The following is a 19,949-nucleotide window of genomic DNA, read 5'->3' as shown; positions in this document are numbered from 1 at the left end:
GAACTGCCTCAAGAACCTGTGTAAAGCCACAGGGGCAAGCCCGAGGTGCTCACTTCAAACTGCAGACGGGCCAAGGCTTCTGCTGCCGGCAGAAATCGAGACCAACCTCTGCGCCGCGGGAGCAGGTCGTAGAACTTCGCATCCGTCGGCAAACCCGCCAGCTCTGCCGCCCAAAGGCGGGCATCTTCTTCTGTGCCCAAGCGATCCACCACACCCAAGTGGAGGGCCTGCTCTCCGCTGAAAATGCGGCCATCGGCAAAAGTTTTGACCACATTCAAACTCAACTTGCGGGCAGCAGCAACCGTCTGCACAAACTGGCCGTAGGTAATGTCGATCAACTCTTGCAGGATGTTTCGCTCTTCTGGGGTCAGCTCGCGATCAAACGAGAGAATATCTTTGTAGGGGCCAGACTTAATTACCTTAAATGAAATCCCCACCTTATCCAGGAGGCGTTCGATATTGTTGCCTCGAATGATCACACCAATGCTACCGGTGATTGTTCCTGGGTTGGCAACAATTTTTTCGGCTCCCATGGCAATATAAACCCCCCCAGAGGCAGCAATGTTGCCAAAGCTGGCGACAATACGGGTGCCCTTTTTCTCTCGCAAACGCAAGAGGGCATTGTAGATTTCTTGGGAGTCGGCCACCGTCCCACCTGGACTATCGATGCGCAGCACCACAGCAGGGATCTGGTTTTCTTCCGCCTCTTTCAGGGCCTTGAGAACCCGCTCGCGAGTTTTGCCATCAATAGCCCCTGCCACCTCAATGCGGCCGATTTGCCGGCGCAAGCCACCCAAGAATAACCGCTTCAGCATGGAAAAAAACTGGATAGGGATAAGTGCATATTCTGTATCATGAATGGCGGCTCATGGCTTGGTCAACCAGTTGCCTAGACGTTGCCATACACCGGGATCACCGCCCCTCGCAGATCCCGCGCTGCTTCTGAGACCAAAAAGGCGATCACCTGCCCGATGGACTCTGGCTTGACCCACAGCTTGGCTCGCTCGGATCCCATGGCAGCTCGGTTGGCCGGCGTGTCGATGATGCTGGGCAGGATGACGTTGGCCGTGATGTCGGTGCCTTGGGTTTCGGCGGCAATGGTGCGGGTCAGGGCCACCACCCCCGCTTTGGAAGCGCAGTAGGCGGCCAATTGCGGGCCCGGCTCCACCGCTCCGCGGGATCCCACCGTTACAATCCTCCCATAGCCCTGTTGCCACATTCTGCGCAGGCTGTGCTTGCAGGTCAGAAAAGTGGTGGTGAGGTTGAGGTCGAAGTCGCGATACCAGTCCGCCAAGCTGTACTCGTGGGTTGGGCCCATGGCAAAGCCCCCCACCAGGTGGATCAGCCCATCCACGCGGGGTAGGTCGGCAATGACGCGGGCAACCGCCGCCTCATCTGTTAAATCCACTTGCACAAAGCGAACCCGATCCAGAGCATTGGCCGGCAGGCGCTCCCGCAAAATGGCAAGATCTTTCTCTTGGCGATAGGTCAAGGTCAGCTCTGCGCCGCTGGCCAGCACCACGGGAACCACCCCCAAACCCAGCCCGCCTGTGCCGCCGGTCAAGAGGATTTGCTTGCCTTGGTTGCTTTGCATGGATGCACCTGCATTGGCGAAGGGGATCCAGAACAAGATCGGGAAGGGACTTCAAAAACCCCAGAGGATGTTTGGGTTCGTCCAACTGAGCTTCCCTCTCTCACCCTACCCCGGTTCCTGCCCCTCTTGAAGAACAACAGCCCTTTTGGGCGCTTTCTCCAGCAGCAGGTCGCTCAAGGCCAGCCAGTGGGGCAGGGCCAGCTCTTCGGCGCGGGCATCGGGGTTGAGGCGGAGCTGAGCCAAAGCTGCTGCAACCGCTTCTCGCTCCACCAAGCTTCCCAGGGCATTGACGAGCTTCTTGCGGCGGGTGGAGAACCCCTGTCGAAGGAGTTGGTGAAACCAGCGGGGATCCCGGACGGGGGTGGGGGCGGGGCGGGGGGTGAGGCGAATCACAGCAGATTCCACCTTGGGGGCGGGCTTGAAAGCGGTGGGGGGCACCCTGCAGATCAGCTCGCAATCGGCCAAATACTGCGTCCGCAGGCTCAGAGCACCATAGGCTTTGCTGCCGGGGCCGGCCTGCAAGCGCTCGGCCAGCTCTTTTTGCACCAGAAGGACAATGCGCTCGAACTGCCGAACTGGCTGGGCTGGGGATCCGAGCACCTTTTCCAAAATGGGGCCGGTCAGGTTGTAGGGGATATTGGCCACCAGCAGGCGGGGTTGAGGAGGCAGCGGCAGGCGAAGAAAATCCCCTTCCACCAGGTGGAAGCGGGGCTGGTCGGCGAAGCGCTTTCGCAGCAGTCGGCACAGATCCCGGTCGATCTCCACCGCCACCACCTGGGCGCCCTGGGCCAGCAATCGCCGCGTCAGTTGGCCGGTGCCGGGGCCGATCTCCAGCACCCAAGTGGGATCCGCCCCTCTCTCCAGATCATTCAACTGGGCAGCCCGCACAATCGCCTCGTGAACAGCGGGATCCTTGAGCCAATGCTGACCAAACCGTTTACGAGGATAGGGCATGGGGGAATGTTCGCGCAGTGCTGCGCCGCAACCGAGAGGTACCCAGAGCGGTTGAAGGAGAAATGGCCGGGTGGGTCATCGCTGGACTGAGTTGGGAACAGAAATCAAGGTGGGATCCGCATCCTCAGGTCTATCTCGGGCGGGTTGAGCAGGGAGCGCCTCTGGGTTCGGATCCCCGCTCAGGAGCGGCTTGCGGTAGAGGGGCACCGTAAAGGTGACGGTGGATCCCAGCCCTTCGCCCAGGCTGTAGAAATTGATTTCCCCTCCCATCGCCTCCACCAGGCGTTGGCTGATGGCCAGGCCCAAGCCCGTCCCCCCATATTGGCGGGTGGTGGAACCATCCACCTGTGTGAAGGCCTGAAACAGTTTTTGCTGCTTTTCCAGCGACACGCCGATCCCGGTGTCGATGACGCGGATGCGGGCCAAACCCGGGTTGCCGGGCAGGATATCCGCCCGCACGGTTACTGAGCCTTTGGGGGTAAACTTGATGGCATTCCCCACCAAATTGAGCATGACCTGCAACAGGCGTTGGTAATCGCCCAAGAGCAAAATCTGATCCGAGGTGTTGGGCAGGTGGAAGCTCAGTTGTAGGCCCTTTTGGCTGGCCTGCAGGCTAGTCTTGGCCTCCACATCCTTAAACAAAGCTCGCAGGTCGCAGGGCTGGAACTCCAACTGCATTTTGCCCGCCTCGATCTTGGCGATATCCAGCACATCGTTGATTAGGGCCAGCAGGTGCAGGGCAGAGCGATAGGCCTCCTGCAAGAAGTCCAGCTCCTCTTCGCGGTTTTCGGCCATCCCGTCCAGCACCAGCTTGATAAAGCCGATGATCCCGTTGAGAGGGGTGCGCAGCTCGTGGGAGGTGTTAGCCAAGAATTGGCTTTTCAGTTGGTTGGCCGATTCTGCTTGGGCACGGGCCTGCTCCAGCTCCTTATTTTTCTGGCGCAGCGTCTGGTTGGCTAACTGCAAGCGGGTTGCCAGTTGGCGACTTTGATCCAGCAAAATGGCGTGGGCAATGGCTGCGCCCAGGTAGGTGGCAATGCTCTGGAGTACCTGAATGTGGCTTGGCTGCCAAACAGGAACCCTGTTCGGATCCAGCATTTCCAGCCAGAGCAGGCTGTTGGCGTAGCCCTGGTAAGACATGGCAATGGCCAGATGTCGCCCCGCCTCCACCGGTTCTTCCTGTCTGAGGGCCTGCAACAAATGGGGGTAATCTGCCAGCTTCAGGGTCTGGTTGAGGAGGGAGGGATCCCCAGGATGGCGGCGGTACTCGGCATTGACCGTGAGGGAGTCTTGCCCCACCTCGTAGAGGGCCATTAGGCAGCGGTCTACCCCAAACAGTTGCCCCAACTGCTCCACGGTCTGCTGGCACAGTTGCCGGATATCCAGGGAATGCCGGATGTTGCGCACCAACTGCGTCGTGATCCCCTGTACCGGATCGGCCGGGAGAGCATGGGGCTGGCTGTTGGGGCTGCTGGTTCCTCCGGCCAACGCAAAAGGCGTAGCCCCCAGCAACTTGCCCACTGCCGCAACCGCCACCACCTCCCCTTCCATGTCCCGTACAGGGTTGAGAGAAAGATGCAGATGCAACTTGTAGCGGGGCGAGAGCACCTGACATTCGTAGGAGAGGGGATCCCCGCTTGCAAAGACCTGGTTGAGCTTGGCTTCGTACTCTCCAGCGTTGGCCACCTCCCAGATTTGCTGTCCGCTCACGATGTGCTGAGGGTGGATGCCATATTTCTCGGCATCTTCCCAGTAAAAACTCCAGAAGCGCCTCTGGCGATCCTGCGTGTAGAACATCGGAGTGGGTCGGAGGGCGCCCATTTGGGATGAAGCCACCATTGCGCTAGGGGAACGTAGGCCAAAACTCAGGTTTTTCCAGAGGAAGCCGGGCTGGCCGGATCAGAGGCCGGGCGGGTTAGTGGGGCAGAGTCCTTGTTGAGGCGGGCGAAGATCATGCGGCCTGCTGAGGTTTGAATGGCGCTGGTCACAACCACAGAGCGGGTTTTGCCCACAGAGCGCTGCCCTTCTTCCACCACCACCATGGTGCCGTCTTCCAAGTAGCCTACCCCTTGACCTGGCTCTTTTCCTTCGCGGGTGATCTTGATATCAAAGCTGTCGCCGGCAACATAGATGGGCCGCAGCGCCTCGGCCAACTCATTCACATTCAGCACCTTGACCCCCTGCAGAGCCGCCACCTTCTTCAGGTTGTAATCGGTGGTGAGCAGCGTTCCCCCCACGGTTTGGGTGAGGCGCACCAGCTTTTCATCGACAGTGGTCAGATCTGGATAGTTGGCTTCGTGAATAACGAAACGATCGGGGTAGGCCTCTCGCAAAGACTGCAGGGTATCCAAGCCTTTGCGGCCCCGCTCTCGTTTTTGGGCATCGGCCTTGTCGGCGATGGTTTGCAATTCCGTCAGCACAAAGCGAGGAACCACCAGGGTTCCTTCCAAGAAGCCCGTCTCGATCAACTGGGCCACTCGGCCATCGATGATGGAGCTGGTGTCCAAAACCTTGGCGCTGGCAGCCACCACATTGCCCTCCGCCCAGAGGGCTGCCTGCAAAGCATAGTTGGGGTTAAACAGCCGCAGCAGCGAGGGGCCGTGGGTATCGGCCAGGCTGACCCCCAGATAGGCAAAGGCCAAGCTGAAAAAGACCGAAGCCAGTGGCTCGAGGAACCTGTTGAGTTGGGGAGGCAAGGGCAGCAAGTACACAGGAGCCATGGCCAGATTGGCGATCACCAAGCCGATCACCAACCCCACCGAGCGGCTGATCAACACGTCCGGCGGCAGGGAGCGCACATTGGCCTCGAAGCGACGGTAGCTCCAGCGCACCAGGGATCCCAAAGCCAGTCCTGCCAGCACGCCAAAGCCGCTGGTGACGACACGGGCTCCTTCCACATTGGCCCCCTGAATGGCGGCAGGAGGGAGCAAATCCAGGCCGTAAAACCCGAGACCAGCCCCGGCCAACATGAAGATCGCGATCAGTAAAGCGTCTAGCATAAGAAAAAAGACGGCCCTGCTGAGTGGGTGATGCTGCTGGGAATAGGCAAATCTGCTTCCTACTCATTCTAGTCGTCTGGTGTTGGAGGGATCCGGACAACCCAACCAGCCCTCCCCCAGAAGGATTCAGACTATGCTGAAATCATAGCGATCCCTTGCCAGCTTGAGGGATCTGTGGAGAAACCGCTACAATCCAAATCTCAACGAGGCTAAAAGCAACCATGGCACAAGCACTGGAACTCAATACCGAGAACGTCGAGAAAGTCCTGAACGAGCTGCGTCCTTACTTGATGGCCGATGGGGGCAATGTGGAATTGGTGGAAATCGATGGCCCGGTGGTCAAGCTGCGCCTGCAAGGGGCCTGTGGAGCCTGCCCCAGCTCGACCATGACTCTAAAGATGGGCATTGAGCGCAAGTTGCGGGAAAGCATCCCCGATATTTTGGAGGTGGAGCAGGTATTCTGAGGGGCCCTGTAGGTTTTTGTGAGATTCCTTTAGGGTTCTTTATCATGTGTTGGATTATGTGCCTTGATAAATAGCCTCGGGTGGCTCTCTGCTCCCCACTTCTTTCTTCTGTGCCTTCTTCAGAGCTAGCGCATGTCTGTTCTCCTCTCCATCGCCATTCTCGCCCTGCTGATCCTGGTGCATGAGGCAGGGCACTTTGCGGCAGCCAAACTCCAAGGGATCCATGTCAACCGCTTCTCGCTGGGGTTTGGGCCGGTGCTGTGGCGATACCAGGGCAGGGAGACAGAGTACGCCATTCGCGCCCTGCCGCTGGGGGGCTACGTGGGCTTTCCTGACGAGGATGAACATTCTCCCTACCCCCCCGACGACCCGGATCTGCTGAAAAACCGCCCCGTGCTGGATCGCCTGGTGGTGATGAGTGCAGGGGTGATGGCCAACCTGATCTTCGCCTATCTGGTGCTGGTGTTGATGTTCGCCTCGGTGGGGATCCCCTCGGTAACGCGCCTCCATCCCGGCATTCTCATCCCTCAGGTGATGCCCGATAGCCCGGCGGAGCGGGCCGGCCTGAAGGCAGGGGATGTGGTGTTGCAGGCAGCCGATCGCGATTACAGGGGGATTGCCGACGAGACGGCGGCCTTGGCAGCCCTGAACGATTTTCAGGTGCTGATCCGCAGCAGCGAGAACCGGCCCATTCCCCTGGAGGTGCAGCGTGGGGAAGGGGATCCCCTGCAATTGACGGTGATCCCAGAGGTGCGGGGAGAGACGGTGGCCATTGGAGTGACCTTGGCCCCCCACCAGGAGGTGACCTTGCGCCCCGCCCAGAGCGTGGCCGAGATCCTCACGGAGGCGGGAAATGCCTACCAGCGGGTGGTGATGCTCAATCTGAACGGCTTGCGGCAGTTGCTGCAGAATTTCCAAAGCACGGCTGCTCAGGTCTCCGGCCCGGTGGGGATCGTCAAGATCGGGGCGGATCTGGCCCGCGATGACGCCGCCAGCCTGTTTAATTTCACCGCTTTGATTAGCATTAACCTGGCCTTTCTCAACCTGTTGCCCCTGCCCGCCTTGGACGGGGGACACATTGCCTTTTTGATCCTGGAGGCGATTCGCGGCAAACGGCTGCCCAAGCATCTGGAGGAGCGGGTGATGCAGACGGGCTTGGTGTTGTTGCTGGGATTGGGGGTGGTGCTGCTCTTCAAAGACACCCTCGCCATTGTCACCGGGTCGGGCTAGGGGAAGATGGCCAGCAAACGGGCCTTGCGCCAGCGAGCTTTGGAGATCCTGCTCCGGCTGAAGCGCCACTACCCCAACTCCACCTGTGCCCTCCACTACCAGACGCCGCTGCAACTTTTGGTGGCAACCATCCTCTCGGCTCAGTGTACGGATGAGCGGGTGAATCAGGTGACGCCGGAGCTGTTTCGTCGCTTCCCGGATGCCCAGGCCCTGGCGACAGCGCCGCGAGAGGAGATCGAGGCTCTCATCCATTCCACCGGCTTCTATCGCAACAAGGCCAAACACATTCAGGAAGCCTGCCGCAAGATCTTGAGCGATTTCGGTGGTCAAGTGCCCCGCACCATGCCGGAGCTGCTCACCCTACCCGGCGTAGCCCGCAAGACGGCCAATGTGGTGTTGGCTCATGCTTTTGGCATCAATGCCGGGGTTACCGTCGATACCCATGTTAAGCGCCTCAGCCGCCGCCTCGGCCTCACTGAGCACGAGGATCCCGTGCGCATCGAAAAGGATCTGATGCAGTTGTTGCCGCAGGCGGATTGGGAGAACTGGTCTATCCGTCTGATCGACCACGGGCGGGCCATCTGCACTGCCCGCAGGCCTCTGTGCCAGCAATGTTTTTTGGCGGATCTCTGCCCCAGCGCTCCTCTTCTGGGATCGGCGGCACCGGATGAGAAAATGGATAAAAAAGCTACCAAAGCCTCGCCAACCTGAGAGGATGGTTTCTGGGCGCCCTGTATGGCTGAGCCGGCAGGGATCCCTCCCTTGCAGCACTTGTTTTGGCCGCCTCTCGCCCTAGAATAAGCTCCATGCAGGATAAACCCATGTCAGTCGCGCCCCCCGTTCTGGTCATTGCCGGCCTGACGGGAGCCGGGAAAACTTTGGCCATCCAGCAGTTGGAACAACTGGGGTACACCAGCCTAGAAGGGATCCCGCCTGCCCAGGTGATCCCCTTGGTTGAGGCGATGCGGACCCATCACGCTGCTTTGGCCATCAGCTTGAATCTCCACGCCCAGGAGTACCGGGATCAAGTTCCCACCCTGGCTGCTTGGGTGCAATCGCAAGGGATCCCTTTCCTATTCTTGGAGGCCCGCTCCCCAGTGTTGCTCAACCGTCTCAGCGCCCACCGCCGTCCCCATCCCTACGGGGAAGCTGCGGGTTTGTGGGAGGCCATTGAGCAAGAGCGGCTGGCTCTGGCCCCGGTGCGGGAACGCTGCACCCACTGGTTGGATACCTCCGACCTCAATGCCCAGCAACTGCGGCAGCAATTGCAAGCTTTGGTGCAAGGGATCCCCCAGCCCCTCAACCTAAGGCTGGTCAGCTTCGGTTTCAAATACGGCGTTCCCCCCGATGCCAACTTGCTGTTCGATGTGCGTTTTTTGCCCAACCCCTTCTTTCAGCCCCATCTGCGTCGCCTCACTGGGCAGGATCCCCTGCTGCAGGAGTTCTTGTTTGCGGATCCCATCACACAATCCACCTACCAGCACATCTTGTCCTTGGTCAAAGCGTTTTGGCCCCACTACCGCGCAGAGCGTCGCCCCCACCTGACTTTGGCTATCGGCTGTACCGGCGGTCAGCACCGCTCGGTGGCCCTGGTGGAGCGCCTGGCCCAGGATTTGCAGCCTTGGACTGTCCCTGCCGGCAACCACGTTCTTCCCGACCTGAATGTTCAGGTTCAGCATCGCCATCTGCTCGACTCTCAGCGGGAGCTGGAAGCCCGCTTTGGCCCGGCGCCCGGCGAAGCCGGCGTTGCCCAGCAACAGGTTAGGATCCCTTTGGCCGGCGTTCCTGCACCTTCCCATGGCTAAGCCTGTGCCCAGCAACAAGTCCCCTGTTTGGGGCATTCGTCGCCGCAAGGCTGCTTGGCCGGGAAGTGGCTGGAAATGGCTCTTTCCCGGTTTAGCCGTTAAACGCTGGCTGAGCCTGGCGGTTGGGGGCGTGCTGCTGATGGTGCTGGGCATTGCCATCTGGACGGAGTTGACCCCCATCTTTCGCCTGAAGCGGCTGATCGACATCACCCTGCGCTTGATTACCACTTGGATCCCGAACAACATCAGTGGCCCCCTGGTGACCGGGATCGGGCTGGTGATGGTGGTGCTGGGGTTTCGCAGCGCCATGCGCTCCATCGAGGATGTGCTGATCCCCGAGGGAGATGAAGCGCTGGTGGATAAGCTCTTGTCGCGGCGGCGTCTCAGCCGTGGTCCCCGCATTGTGGTACTGGGGGGCGGCACCGGCCTCTCCAACCTGCTGCGGGGTCTGAAGCGCTACAGCTCCAACATCACAGCCATTGTCACGGTGGCCGATGACGGGGGATCCTCAGGGCGTCTGCGGCGGGAGATCGGCGTTTTGCCCCCCGGCGATATCCGCAACTGCCTCACTGCTCTGGCCAACGAAGAAAAGCTGCTCACCGAGCTGTTTCAATATCGCTTCCAGTCGGGGGAAGGGTTGAGCGGCCACAGCTTCGGCAATTTGTTCATCACTGCCCTCACCGCGGTAACCGGCGGCGACTTGATTCGGGCCATCACTGCCACCTCGCAAGTCTTGGCCATTCAGGGGCGGGTGCTGCCGGCCACCCTGGCGGATGTTACTCTCTGGGCGGAGCTGAGCGATGGCCGCCGCGTGGTGGGAGAGTCCAACATTGCCAAAGCCGGAGGACGCATTTGCCGAATCGGCTGTGACCCCCCCAACCCTCCCGCCCTACCGGAAGTCATCGAGGCTATTGAGGCGGCAGAGTTTGTGGTGCTGGGGCCGGGTAGCCTCTACACCAGCATCATTCCCAACCTGTTGGTGCCGGAAATTGTCGAGGCCATCGCCAGAAATATGGCCCCCCACATCTACGTCTGCAACATCATGACCGAGCCGGGGGAAACCGACGGCTATACCGTTGGGGATCACGTCATGGCTCTGGATCGGGTGGCAGGAGTGCGCCTATTTGACGGCGTGCTGGTGCAGCGGGAGCCACCCTCCCCGCGCGCTTTGGAGCATTACCGCCGCAGCGGTTCTGAGTTTGTGGTGCTGGATCCCGACAAACTGGCTTACCTGGGCTGCCGTGCCGTTTTGGCTAACGTCATGCAAGAGGATCCAGAGACCGGCTTGGTGCGCCACAACCCCGAACGCTTGGCTGCAATGCTGATGCGCTGGTTCGACAGACATCGCCCCCTCTAGCTTTGCCCAGGATGTCCTCTGCTGTTATTGCAGGCGGGAATAAGGGCGGGGATAGGGCTTGCGCATCTGTCGAGCCAGGTACACCTGAAAGGTTTGCGCCACCGCCCCTGCCCGCACCAGGGGAACCTCGGCCACAGGCTCGATTTGGGCAAAGTAGTCGCCATAGGTGGCTGGGATCCCTGCCCTCGGCTGGAACAACTTGGAAGTGATGAGCAGCCCATCCTGCCCCAGCCAGTCCTGCGGCTGCGACCAAAAGGCAAAGCCCCGCAAATCCGCATCCAGGCAGGTCAGAGGCTTGTCCGTCAGCGGAGCCAGGGCCATGGCGATCTGACCGCCCAAAAAATAGGCATTGGTAAAAACGAACTCTGCCTCCTCAAGGGCCTGAGCCAGGCGGGGATCCGTCCGAAAGCGCTGCCGCAACTGCTCAATTTCAATGAGCTGAGTAGAGGGATCCCTCTCCACCGGCCACAGGCCCAGCCCGCCAGGAGCCTGCAGCAGGCCATAGCGCACATGGGCCAGCCCCACCCCCACCACCAAGCTGACCATCACTGCCGTCCCCACCAAGGTTCGCTTCGCTCCCGGCCACCGTTCCCAGAAGGATCCCAGCAGCAGCGTCAGCACCCAAAACCCCGGCATGGGCCAGGTGGGCAAGATGGGCCGGTAGCCTCCCATCAAGGTAAAGGCCAACACCAGCGGTAATCCACAGGCCAGGATCAAAAGGTGCTTGAGCTCTTCATCCGTCAGCCGCATCCCGCGGAGAATCTGCAGGGCCACCCGACCCGTCCCTGCCAAACTCGCCCACCCCAAAGGGATCCCCAAGCTGGGGAACAGGTAAAAGATTTCAGAAAGGATCGTCAGCCCCAGCGCTTGCAGTTGATACCCTGCCTCCGGCACCGCCCGCCCCGCCTGAAAGCGAAAGGAGACCCAATCCTGCTGGGCGTTCCAGATCAGCACCGGGCTGAAGGCCAGCACAAAACCCAGCACCGCCAGCACCGTCCAGCCCGACCTCAAGGCACAGCGATGAACTGGGCTGAGCAGACAAAAGAGTACCAGGCCGAACCCCAAAGCCAAGCCGTGGTACTTCCCCAAGCAGGCCAGCCCCACCAAGAGACCTATGAGCGCTAGCCTAGGCCCTGGCCGATAGCGAGCCGCCCCATAGACTCCCAATTTCCCCTGCCCCAAAGGCACCGGGAAAAACTCCTGGCTGGCCACCCATAGGGTTGCTGCCGTAAAAAAGATCAGCGGGCTATCCGGCAAGGTCAGCACCCCAAACCCAATCCAAAGGATCGGCGCGATGCTGATGGCCGCCAAGCTGATCAGTCCTGCCCGATCAGAGAAAAGGCGCGCTCCGGTGTAGTAGAGGAATAGGGAAGAGCCAGAATAGAGCAGCAGGGATCCCAGTCGAATAGAAAAAGCCGACACCTGGCCGGTCAAGGCAGGCCCCAAGCCCGTTGTCCAGGCCACCAGCGGCGGATGGTCAAAATAGCTCCAATCCAGATGGCGGGTGTAGAGGTAGTAGTAGGCTTCGTCAAAGCCCGGCGGCAAAAGGGCAGCCACCAGGCCCCGCATGAACAAGCCCAACCCCAGGATTAGCCAAACCGCTCTAGGCAATGGAGGGGATCCCTATGGGCAGATGGACAGATCTAACTTACCTTGAATACCTCTCGAATACCTCTCGGGGCTACGTCCCTCTAGCACTATGAATTTGTTTCCCGCAAAAAAATGACCGGACACCCCAAAAATTGACCCAGCTTCTCGGCCTCTGCCCGCGCCTCCCGTTCACTGCTACTGAAGATGGATAGCAAAGGCTCCTGGGATTGCAATGTCACCTCTACCGAAAAGCTAGTATCGCCATCAGAATCTGTCCTGGCCTGAACCGTGACCTGCTGCACATCTCGGAAGGAATAAGTTTTCTGCCCTCGTGATCCAAAAGGAGTGAGGTACTCCTCCTGGATTTGGTACAGGGAGCGGTCAAAGGTTAGGTGGCGGCACCAAAAAGCCAATATCAGTGTAACAATCCCTGCCGATATCAGTGTAAAAATCTCTTCCTCTGGCAAAAGGAAGAAGAGGAAAAAGATTATAATCAAATTCACTGAGGGCTTACTGCTATATACTAAGAGCTGACTCTCTGTGCCGTTCACAAAAGACTGAACGCGCCTTGCCAGTTCCTGAGCCTCACTCTCACTGGAAGCCGACCAGGCTTTCCTTTCTCCTGCAGGAGTTTTCAGCGTGACATAGTAGGTTGTTCTGTCTCCATCTTCATCTGTCTCGATTTCGGTTTTGGTTCCAGCCTCTCTCACGTCCTTGTAGAGTTTAGTCGTACTTGGCAAAGGCAGCAACGGCTGGAAAAACACTTCGCAGTTAACCGCAGACTGGGCAACTCGAAAGCAGGTGAAGTGGCGATCGCCTTGGTGCAACCAAAGTAAAGTCGAGACAGATAGAGGAATGAAGGCAAAAGATAGAGGAATGAAGGCAAGAAGTAGCCCAAAAGATAAATCCTTGGGAGGCTCTTGGTACACGCGCTTGTTGTGGCTCTCCTCCACGCATTTCATAGACTTAACTCCGAGAAAGCTGGATTTGTTTAGATTATGGCTTGCTAGTCTGCCGGTCGTCTGTTTCCGAGAATACGAAGCGTTTAAAAAATTATGAAAAGCAGTAAGTCCTCCGGTTTTCGCTGTGCTGTATTCAACTTCCCCTCTCTCCAACCAGGAGCGGAAATTGAGTGGCTGACTGCACGAGGCGCCGGGAAGAGGTTTTAAATCAAGCAAGTTAAAGGTTTGAGCTGTTGAATGTACGCAAGTGAGTTGGGTTTTTCATGTCCTCCCAGTTTCTTTTGAATGTGATTTAAAACTGCGGATCCAAGTGCGAAAAGTCTGAGGACTTGCCCGCACCTAATTCATGTTCTGAGGCATTAATTAAGTTATCTCCAACACTTAAATTATCTCCAACACCTCTAAAATTTCTTGGGCTGCTTTTCGGGATCCCAAGGTCTTTCCCAGAAGCTGTGGGGTGGCATAACAGTGGGATGAGCGCCAAACTAGCGGTGGTGCTCATGTGAGGATTGCAATGGAAGGCAGACCTAGGGCTAGGGTAGGGCGGCCTGTGCCGAAATCTCTGGAGACAAGGCAAAATGGCCGGCAACTTGCTCAACGGCGCCGACGCAGAGGTTCTTGGATCCCTTCACCGCGAAGCTCTAGGCAGTGGGGAACAGCGCTGGGATGGCTCTTGGGGGAGCGGATCCCGACGGCCCGCCAGCTTGACTTTCGCGCCGGCATGACCGGACTGGCTTTGATCATCGCCGTATTTGTAACAGGAGCACGTCTGGTTTATTTGCAACATCAACAGGCACCCCTATTGCAGCAGCGAGCCGAAGCCCAGCAGCGAGCCCAGCTAAGACCTTTCATTCCTCGTCGCTCGATTCTGGATCGTCATTCTATTGCCAAGCAGCAGGCAGAATTGCTGGCCGTAGATCGCCCCGTCTATACTCTCTGGGCCCATCCCCGCCTCTTTGGCAAACGCACTCCAGAGGAAATTGCCACTGCCCTTGCTCCCCTGTTGCGGCGTCCGGTGGAGCAACTGACGCAGCGGCTGTCGGCCAATCAGGCAGTGCGGGTGGAGCGCTGGGTATCCCAGGAGGTGGCGGATCAAATTCAGGCTCTGCATCTGGATGGCCTGGAGCTGGTGAGCGAGCGGCAACGCATTTACCCCCAAAAAGAGATGGCCGCCGAGGTGGTGGGCTATGTGGATCTGGATCATCAGGGCCAAGCGGGAGTGGAATATTCCCGGCAAGAGCTGCTGGAGCGTACTGTTCAGCCTGTTACTATTCCTCGCGATGGCTACGGACGACTGTTGGCTGCCGAGGTGCCGGAAGGGCTGCTGCAATCTGGCGAGACGGTGCTGCAACTTACCCTAGATATGCGCCTGCAAAGAGCTGCCCGCGCTGCCCTGAAAGCCCAACTGCAACGGTTTCGAGCGCTGCGGGGTACGGTGATCATCTTGCAGCCCCACACGGGGGAGATTTTGGCTCTGGTGAGCGAGCCCACCTATGACCCCAACCGCTACTTTGAGTATGACCCCGGTCTTTTTCGCAACTGGGCAGTAACGGATTTGTATGAGCCGGGATCCACCTTCAAGCCCATCAACATTGCCATTGGGTTGGATGCTGGAGCCTTTACAGCAGATGAACGGGTCTATGACGAGGGTCGGATTCTCATCGGTCAGTGGCCCATTCAAAATTACGACTACCACCAACGAGGGGCCCATGGCTGGATGAGCGTCACGGATATCCTGCGGCAATCCAGCAATGTGGGCATGGTACATCTAATGCGCAAGCTGGATCCCCGCCAGTACTACAATGCCTTGGTGCGGCTGGGGTTCAACGAGCGCAGTGGCGTGGATTTGCCCTTTGAGCCGGCCAGCCGTTTGAAACCGCTGCGACAGTTTGTTACGGTGCCGGTGGAGCGGGCCACTGTCGCTTTCGGCCAGGGGCTGGCCCTTACCCCTCTACAGTTGGCTGCCATGCATTGCATCATTGCCAATGGCGGACTGAAAGTGCAGCCCCATGTGGTGCGAGGCTTGGTGGAAAAGGATACGGATACTCTGGTTTGGGGATCCCCGCAGCCCCAGCCGGTGCGGGTACTATCCGAGCAAGCCACCCTGGCAGTGCGTATCCAAATGCGGGATGTGGTGGACTTTGGCACGGGGCAATCGGCCAAGATCGAGGGGTATGAGATCGGCGGCAAAACCGGCACTGCCCAGAAAGCCGGGCCACGGGGGGGCTATTTGCCCGGCAAGCGCATCACCAGTTTTGTGGGCTATTTCCCGGCCATTCGCCCCAATTACGTGATCTTGGCGGTGATCGACGAGCCCCAGGGGGAAGATGCCTTCGGCTCGACGACGGCTGCTCCCGTTGTTCGCTCGGTGATCCAGGAGATCATCGCCCTAGAGGGGATCCGCCCTAACTCTACTTAGCGCAGCCATAGGAACAAGGGGCGAAGGTGGATGCCAAAGGGGGCCCAGACCGTGAGGAAATGAGCGAAATGCCCATACCTCCGGATTGGCTCTTCCTGGAAAAAGCCCTACTCAAGACTGGCCACCCACAGAGTCCGACTTAACCTCTGCACTCCTCCAGCTCAGCTTGGAGTTGAGGTAGAAGTTCCAGAATACAACAATACCGATGGCAATTAAGTTGGCCAACAAATAATGAATGCCCAAGCGCTCGCTCAGCAAGGTCACCAGTGAAGTGTTGAGAACCAAGCCAATTAAGCAGATAACGTTAAACTTCGCCAACCGCTTCAGGCGATTCAAGAGCCCCGGCTGCAAGCGGGTCACATGGCGAAAAGTCCACAGGTCGTTCCAGAGGAAGTTATTGAGAATGGCCACCTCCGAAGCAACCAGCTTACTGGTTATGAGATCCCATCCTAAGTTGGTGGGATCGTGCAAAACATAGAGCAAAGCCATGTCCACCAAGGTGCCGGATAGGCCAACCGTGCTGAAGCGCAAAAAGGATCCCACCTGCCCTAGCGAAAAGCGCAGCACCATCAGGTGGTGGAGATATTGGAGACAAGTTTGCAGTTGGATTTTGCTCTCCCCGTTTTGGCGCTCCTGAAAGATGTAGCCGACTTCAGCAATGGTTTTCACCCGGCCCCGCGCCAGCACCTCGATCAGCAGCTTGTAACCCTTGGGGTTGAGCGGGATCCCGGCAATGGCTTGGCGTCTGACCAGAAACAGTCCGCTCAACGGATCGGAAACACGGCTGAAGATCCCTGGCAGCAGAGCCAACCCGATCCATTGGGCCCCGCGGGAGACAATGCGCCGGCCCAGGCTCCAGTGGCTCACCCCTCCCGATGGTGCATAGCGGCTGCCCACCACCAAATCTGCCCCTTTCTGGATGAGCGGCCACAATTTGAGGACAATCTCCGGCGGATGCTGCAAATCCCCATCCATAACCCCCAACACCTCGCCGCGGGCAGCTTGCCATCCCCGCAGCACGGCAGTGGCCAGGCCTCGTTCGTGGTGGCGACAAATGACTTGCAGTTGAGGGAATTCTTTTTGCAATCCTTGGGCCACTTTGGCAGTGTAATCGGGGCTATTGTCATCCACCACAATCAACTCATAGCTTCCAGGCAGAATCGTGTCTAGGTGGGCACACAACTGCCGGATCAGGCTGCAGATACTGGAGGCTTCGTTGTAGGTGGGAATGACCAGCGACAGTTGGACAGGGCTGGACTGAGACAGAGGTGAAATCTGAAAAGGAGCTGCAGAAGCTTTGGGATCGGCAGAGGAAGTAGGAGCTTCATGAAGCATTCAGCAGGCCATCCAAAAACAATAAAACAAAAATCCTCCGCCTAGGGCTGCAAATCCTAGGACTGCCTTGGTTCATACTGGGTCCACAGAACGATCCCCTATCGTACTGATCGATGAGCCGCAGGGCTAGACCTTTCTCTACCTACTTAGCTTCTGAGGACTCCGTCTCACTGACGCGAACGGGAGAGGTCACCTGGCTAAGGGGATCCCGTGGAGTGGCTCATCAACACCGGGATCTGGGCCTGAGCAGAGGCAGTCTCAGGCAGCGAGGGGGCAGGGGTGAAACTGGGGTAGGGGATGCGCTCGTGGTTGGATTCCCGCCAGACCTCCACGAAAGCGTCTGCCACCACCTCCAAATCCTCCAGCGTCAGCCCACTATCAACCAACTGGCCATCTTGCCAGCGGGCCTGGGCAATTTTGCGGACAACAGCTTTTGCCCGCTCGACCACATCGGGGCCGAAGCCATCGCTCAGAGTCATGCTGCGCAGGGCGGCTTCACAGGCATCGGCCATCATCACCACCCCCGTCTCCTTGCTCTGGGGGATCGGGCCATCGTAGCGGAACGGCTCTTCGGGTACGGGCTGACCCCCGGCTTTCATCTGGGCTTGATGGTAGAAATAGGCAATCAGGATCGTCCCCTGGTGCTCAGGGATAAACGCCTGGACGGCGGTAGGCAGATTATATTGCTTGGCCAGGCGCAAGCCATCGCTGACGTGGGCCTTGATAATCTGAGCACTGCGATAGGGATCGTCCAGTTGGGTGTGGGGGTTGAGGCTGCCCATCTGGTTCTCGATGAAGTAGCGGGCCTGCAGCATCTTGCCGATGTCGTGGTAAAGAGTGCCGGTGCGCACCAGCTCCACGTTGAGGTTCAGCTTCTGGGCAGCCCGTTCTGCCAAAGTGGCCACAAGCAGAGTGTGCTGGAAGGTGCCGGGGGCCTCTGCAGCCAGCCGCCGCAGCAGCGTGCGATTGGGATTGCTCAACTCGATCAGACGAATGGGGGTGGCCAAGTCAAACAGGCGCTCCAGGTAGGGGCTGGCTCCCAGGGCAACAATGCTCCATCCCAAGCTGGTTCCCCCTGCCAAAGCCATGGCCAACAGGTCGATGCCACCGGTGGTGGCCAAGCTAACCGCCCCGTAGGCCAGCATCTGCACCGCTGCCGCTCCTCCTCCCAACAAGGCCAGCTCTTCGCGGGAACGGGAACGCCCGGCCAGGGCAGAGGCCACCACGCTGCCGGAGAGCAAGGGTACAAGGGTGAGCAGGTTGACAGGGGAGACCAAGGGCAAAAACAGCGCCTGGCCTACCACCACCACCAAGCCCAGCCCTGCCCCGTAAAAACTGCCCAGCAACAGCCCCACTGCCGGCAGGGAGCTGAACTCCAGCTTGAACAAGGCCGCCAAAAGGGGAGCGGTCAGGGAAACTATGAGGATCAACACCCGATCCCGGCGGCGCAATCCCGGCCTCAAGCGTTGTTGCAGAGGCACAAAGACAGCCAGGCCCATGCCCATCACTCCGGCCACTCCCACCAAGCCCCAGATGTTGATCCCGCGCTGGGTAAGCCCAAAGTGGTCCAAGATGAGAAAAATTTCGGGAGTGATGAGCTGATCTGCTCGCACGATCACCTGGTTCTCGGCAACCGAGATCAGAACCGGCTCGACTTTTTCCAGCTCGGCGCGGATGCGCTGCTCGGTGCGCTGGGGATCCACCTCCACGTTGGGAATGAGCACCTGCTGCAGCCACTGATAGACCAGGGCCTGCAGCTCCTGTCGTTGGGCGGCGCTGCCCGGAAAAATCAAATCGTCCAGTTGGGCTTGGATCCCTTCGGCGCGAACTTCGCGGGGCAGGCCATCCACGATCCCTATCTTCTGCAGGCGCTCTAAGACCCGCCGGCTCAAGGTTTGCAAATGCTGCCAATCCGCATCTGCCAAGTTGAGAACGGTGGCCGGAACAGGGGGGGTGAGCTGCTCCAGAGCCGGCAAAGCTGCCCGATAGCGCTGCTGCGCCGCTTCCACCTGGGCAATTAGCTGAGTATAGGGATCCGTCGCCGCCATCTGGGTGGCCGATCCGTCCAACCAGACCCGCTGCCAAACCTCGACAAGCTCTTGCTTGGCCCGCTGCTCCGGAGGAAGCTGCTCCGGTCGCCCCGAAGAAGGCTCTTCCAAAGGAGATGGGGTGGCTGCACGGGCGCGGATGGCCTCTTGTCGGGCGCGAGCCTGAAGGAGTTCCCACTCCTCTGGGGAAAGCTGGCGCAGATAGATCTGCGTTGGCAGAGACAGCAACTGGACAGAAACATAGGGCAGAGAACCTGCCTCTTGGCGGATGGCCTCCACCTCAGCCAGGAGAGCCTCCAGATTTTGCCGCATGCTGTCGTTGGCGGTGCTGTTGATTTTGAGGGCCTGAACCACCCGCCGTCGCGCCTCAGCTTGTCGGGCCTGGGTAGCCTCCACATCTTCGATCTCCGCCGCAGCAGGGGCGAGAAACGTCTGCGGGGAGCGGCTGCCGACGGTCAGTTGTGGTTCGTTGTAGTAGCGGATCCCGTGGACAGCAGTGAGGGAGAGAAGCGCTATGGCATAGCCAGCAACCCGTTCCGAAAGGGAGAGCCTGCTCTTTCGAGGGGGGGCTGCCTGGCATCCCCGAGTCCAGTGTTCCGCGTTCGCGTCGGCAGCGCGAAGGGCTTTGGGCGTGAGCGGGTTTTTCATGGATTGGCCTGGCAGCGTCTTTCTCTTTTCTATCCCCTTTTGGCCGGGTAGCCCAGGAAGAGGATCTCAATCGCCAATGGTAATCTGCCCAATCATGCCCGCCTCAGCGTGGCCGGGGATGGTGCAAACCAGAGAATAGACCCCAGATTTCAGAGGAATAAATTGCCACTCCACCGAAGCGCCTGGCTTCAGCTCCAGTTCTCGGATCTGGCCCTTGATTTCCACACCGGCCACTTCCAACTTACGGGTCCAAACGGCATCGGCAAAATCTTTGGCGCTGAAATAATGTTTCAATTGGCTGGGGTTGCTCAGGCGAAGACGGTAGAGGCTGCCGTTGCGAAAAGACAGTTCCTTGGGCGCAAACACCAACTGATTGTCGGCAGTGCCCAACTCAATAACCTTCTCCTGCGGCGTTTGTCTGGAGAGATCCCGCGCCTGCGCCAGGCCAGGGATCCCAATCATGAGGGCCGATAGCCAGATTCCCAGCACCAGGAAATGACAGAACCTGTTTAACATTGCAACAACGAGGAGAGAGAAAAGAGCA

Annotated in this window: 17 protein-coding genes; 7 read left to right on the top strand and 10 right to left on the bottom strand. The window is 59.0% G+C overall.

All coding sequences use genetic code 11. The features are described from left to right. Positions 1–8: 8 nt before the first annotated feature. The 5 genes from sppA to ACVWZG_RS06025 all read right to left on the bottom strand — a co-directional run bounded on the left by sppA (position 9) and on the right by ACVWZG_RS06025 (position 5,547). Complete coding sequence (gene sppA / locus ACVWZG_RS06045) at positions 9–815, bottom strand: signal peptide peptidase SppA (RefSeq protein WP_457405648.1); 807 nt, start codon at positions 813–815, stop codon at positions 9–11. A gap of 74 nt (positions 816–889) precedes the next feature. Further along, on the bottom strand, positions 890–1,594 hold the full coding sequence (fabG, locus tag ACVWZG_RS06040) for a 3-oxoacyl-ACP reductase FabG (protein ID WP_414373529.1): 705 nt from the start codon (positions 1,592–1,594) through the stop codon (positions 890–892). A gap of 105 nt (positions 1,595–1,699) precedes the next feature. Next, on the bottom strand, positions 1,700–2,548 hold the full coding sequence (gene rsmA, locus ACVWZG_RS06035; protein WP_457405646.1) for a 16S rRNA (adenine(1518)-N(6)/adenine(1519)-N(6))-dimethyltransferase RsmA: 849 nt from the start codon (positions 2,546–2,548) through the stop codon (positions 1,700–1,702). 75 nt (positions 2,549–2,623) lie between these two features. Continuing rightward, complete coding sequence (locus ACVWZG_RS06030; protein ID WP_457405644.1) at positions 2,624–4,369, bottom strand: sensor histidine kinase; 1,746 nt, start codon at positions 4,367–4,369, stop codon at positions 2,624–2,626. Between the two features lie 44 nt (positions 4,370–4,413). After that, positions 4,414–5,547: a PIN/TRAM domain-containing protein gene (locus ACVWZG_RS06025; RefSeq protein WP_414406649.1), complete on the bottom strand. Its 1,134-nt coding sequence runs from the start codon at positions 5,545–5,547 to the stop codon at positions 4,414–4,416. 221 nt (positions 5,548–5,768) lie between these two features. Between ACVWZG_RS06025 and ACVWZG_RS06020 the strand changes: the two genes are divergently transcribed. From ACVWZG_RS06020 to ACVWZG_RS06000, 5 genes are all read left to right on the top strand, one after another. Further along, the gene (locus ACVWZG_RS06020) at positions 5,769–6,011 is read left to right on the top strand and encodes a NifU family protein (RefSeq protein WP_011432622.1); all 243 of its coding nucleotides are present in this window, start codon (positions 5,769–5,771) and stop codon (positions 6,009–6,011) included. Between the two features lie 132 nt (positions 6,012–6,143). Next, positions 6,144–7,241: an RIP metalloprotease RseP gene (rseP, locus tag ACVWZG_RS06015; RefSeq protein ID WP_457405640.1), complete on the top strand. Its 1,098-nt coding sequence runs from the start codon at positions 6,144–6,146 to the stop codon at positions 7,239–7,241. A gap of 6 nt (positions 7,242–7,247) precedes the next feature. Continuing rightward, a complete protein-coding gene (nth, locus tag ACVWZG_RS06010; protein WP_457405638.1) occupies positions 7,248–7,952 on the top strand; it encodes an endonuclease III in 705 nt (234 codons plus the stop codon). A 110-nt stretch (positions 7,953–8,062) separates the two neighbouring features. After that, positions 8,063–9,046, top strand: a complete 984-nt coding sequence (rapZ, locus tag ACVWZG_RS06005) for an RNase adapter RapZ (protein WP_457405635.1) — start codon at positions 8,063–8,065, stop codon at positions 9,044–9,046. Continuing rightward, on the top strand, positions 9,039–10,403 hold the full coding sequence (locus ACVWZG_RS06000; protein WP_457405633.1) for a gluconeogenesis factor YvcK family protein: 1,365 nt from the start codon (positions 9,039–9,041) through the stop codon (positions 10,401–10,403). Before rapZ ends, ACVWZG_RS06000 begins: the two co-directional genes overlap by 8 nt. A 24-nt stretch (positions 10,404–10,427) precedes the next feature. Here ACVWZG_RS06000 and ACVWZG_RS05995 read toward each other — a convergent pair whose 3' ends face one another. Further along, complete coding sequence (locus tag ACVWZG_RS05995) at positions 10,428–12,014, bottom strand: ArnT family glycosyltransferase (protein WP_457405631.1); 1,587 nt, start codon at positions 12,012–12,014, stop codon at positions 10,428–10,430. 86 nt (positions 12,015–12,100) lie between these two features. Next, the gene (locus ACVWZG_RS05990) at positions 12,101–12,922 is read right to left on the bottom strand and encodes a hypothetical protein (RefSeq protein ID WP_457415300.1); all 822 of its coding nucleotides are present in this window, start codon (positions 12,920–12,922) and stop codon (positions 12,101–12,103) included. Positions 12,923–13,533: 611 nt separating this feature from the next. Between ACVWZG_RS05990 and ACVWZG_RS05985 the strand changes: the two genes are divergently transcribed. Both ACVWZG_RS05985 and ACVWZG_RS05980 read left to right on the top strand, forming a co-directional pair. Beyond that, complete coding sequence (locus ACVWZG_RS05985; protein ID WP_414344636.1) at positions 13,534–13,680, top strand: hypothetical protein; 147 nt, start codon at positions 13,534–13,536, stop codon at positions 13,678–13,680. After that, positions 13,629–15,374, top strand: a complete 1,746-nt coding sequence (locus ACVWZG_RS05980; RefSeq protein WP_457405625.1) for a peptidoglycan D,D-transpeptidase FtsI family protein — start codon at positions 13,629–13,631, stop codon at positions 15,372–15,374. Before ACVWZG_RS05985 ends, ACVWZG_RS05980 begins: the two co-directional genes overlap by 52 nt. Before the next feature lie 111 nt (positions 15,375–15,485). On the opposite strand, the gene ACVWZG_RS05975 is transcribed toward ACVWZG_RS05980, so the two are convergent. The 3 genes from ACVWZG_RS05975 to ACVWZG_RS05965 form a co-directional block, all read right to left on the bottom strand. Beyond that, positions 15,486–16,709, bottom strand: a complete 1,224-nt coding sequence (locus ACVWZG_RS05975) for a glycosyltransferase (RefSeq protein ID WP_457405622.1) — start codon at positions 16,707–16,709, stop codon at positions 15,486–15,488. Positions 16,710–16,906: 197 nt separating this feature from the next. Then, positions 16,907–19,405, bottom strand: a complete 2,499-nt coding sequence (locus ACVWZG_RS05970; protein WP_457405619.1) for an HD family phosphohydrolase — start codon at positions 19,403–19,405, stop codon at positions 16,907–16,909. A 66-nt stretch (positions 19,406–19,471) separates the two neighbouring features. Next, entirely contained in the window at positions 19,472–19,867 is a 396-nt protein-coding gene (locus tag ACVWZG_RS05965) for a plastocyanin/azurin family copper-binding protein (RefSeq protein ID WP_457405779.1), read from the bottom strand. Between the last annotated feature and the right edge of the window lie 82 nt (positions 19,868–19,949).

Source organism: Thermostichus sp. OS-CIW-33, from assembly GCF_054059615.1.
The sequence above is the reverse complement of the archived record's forward strand: the minus strand, read 5'-3'. Positions and strand labels throughout refer to the sequence as shown.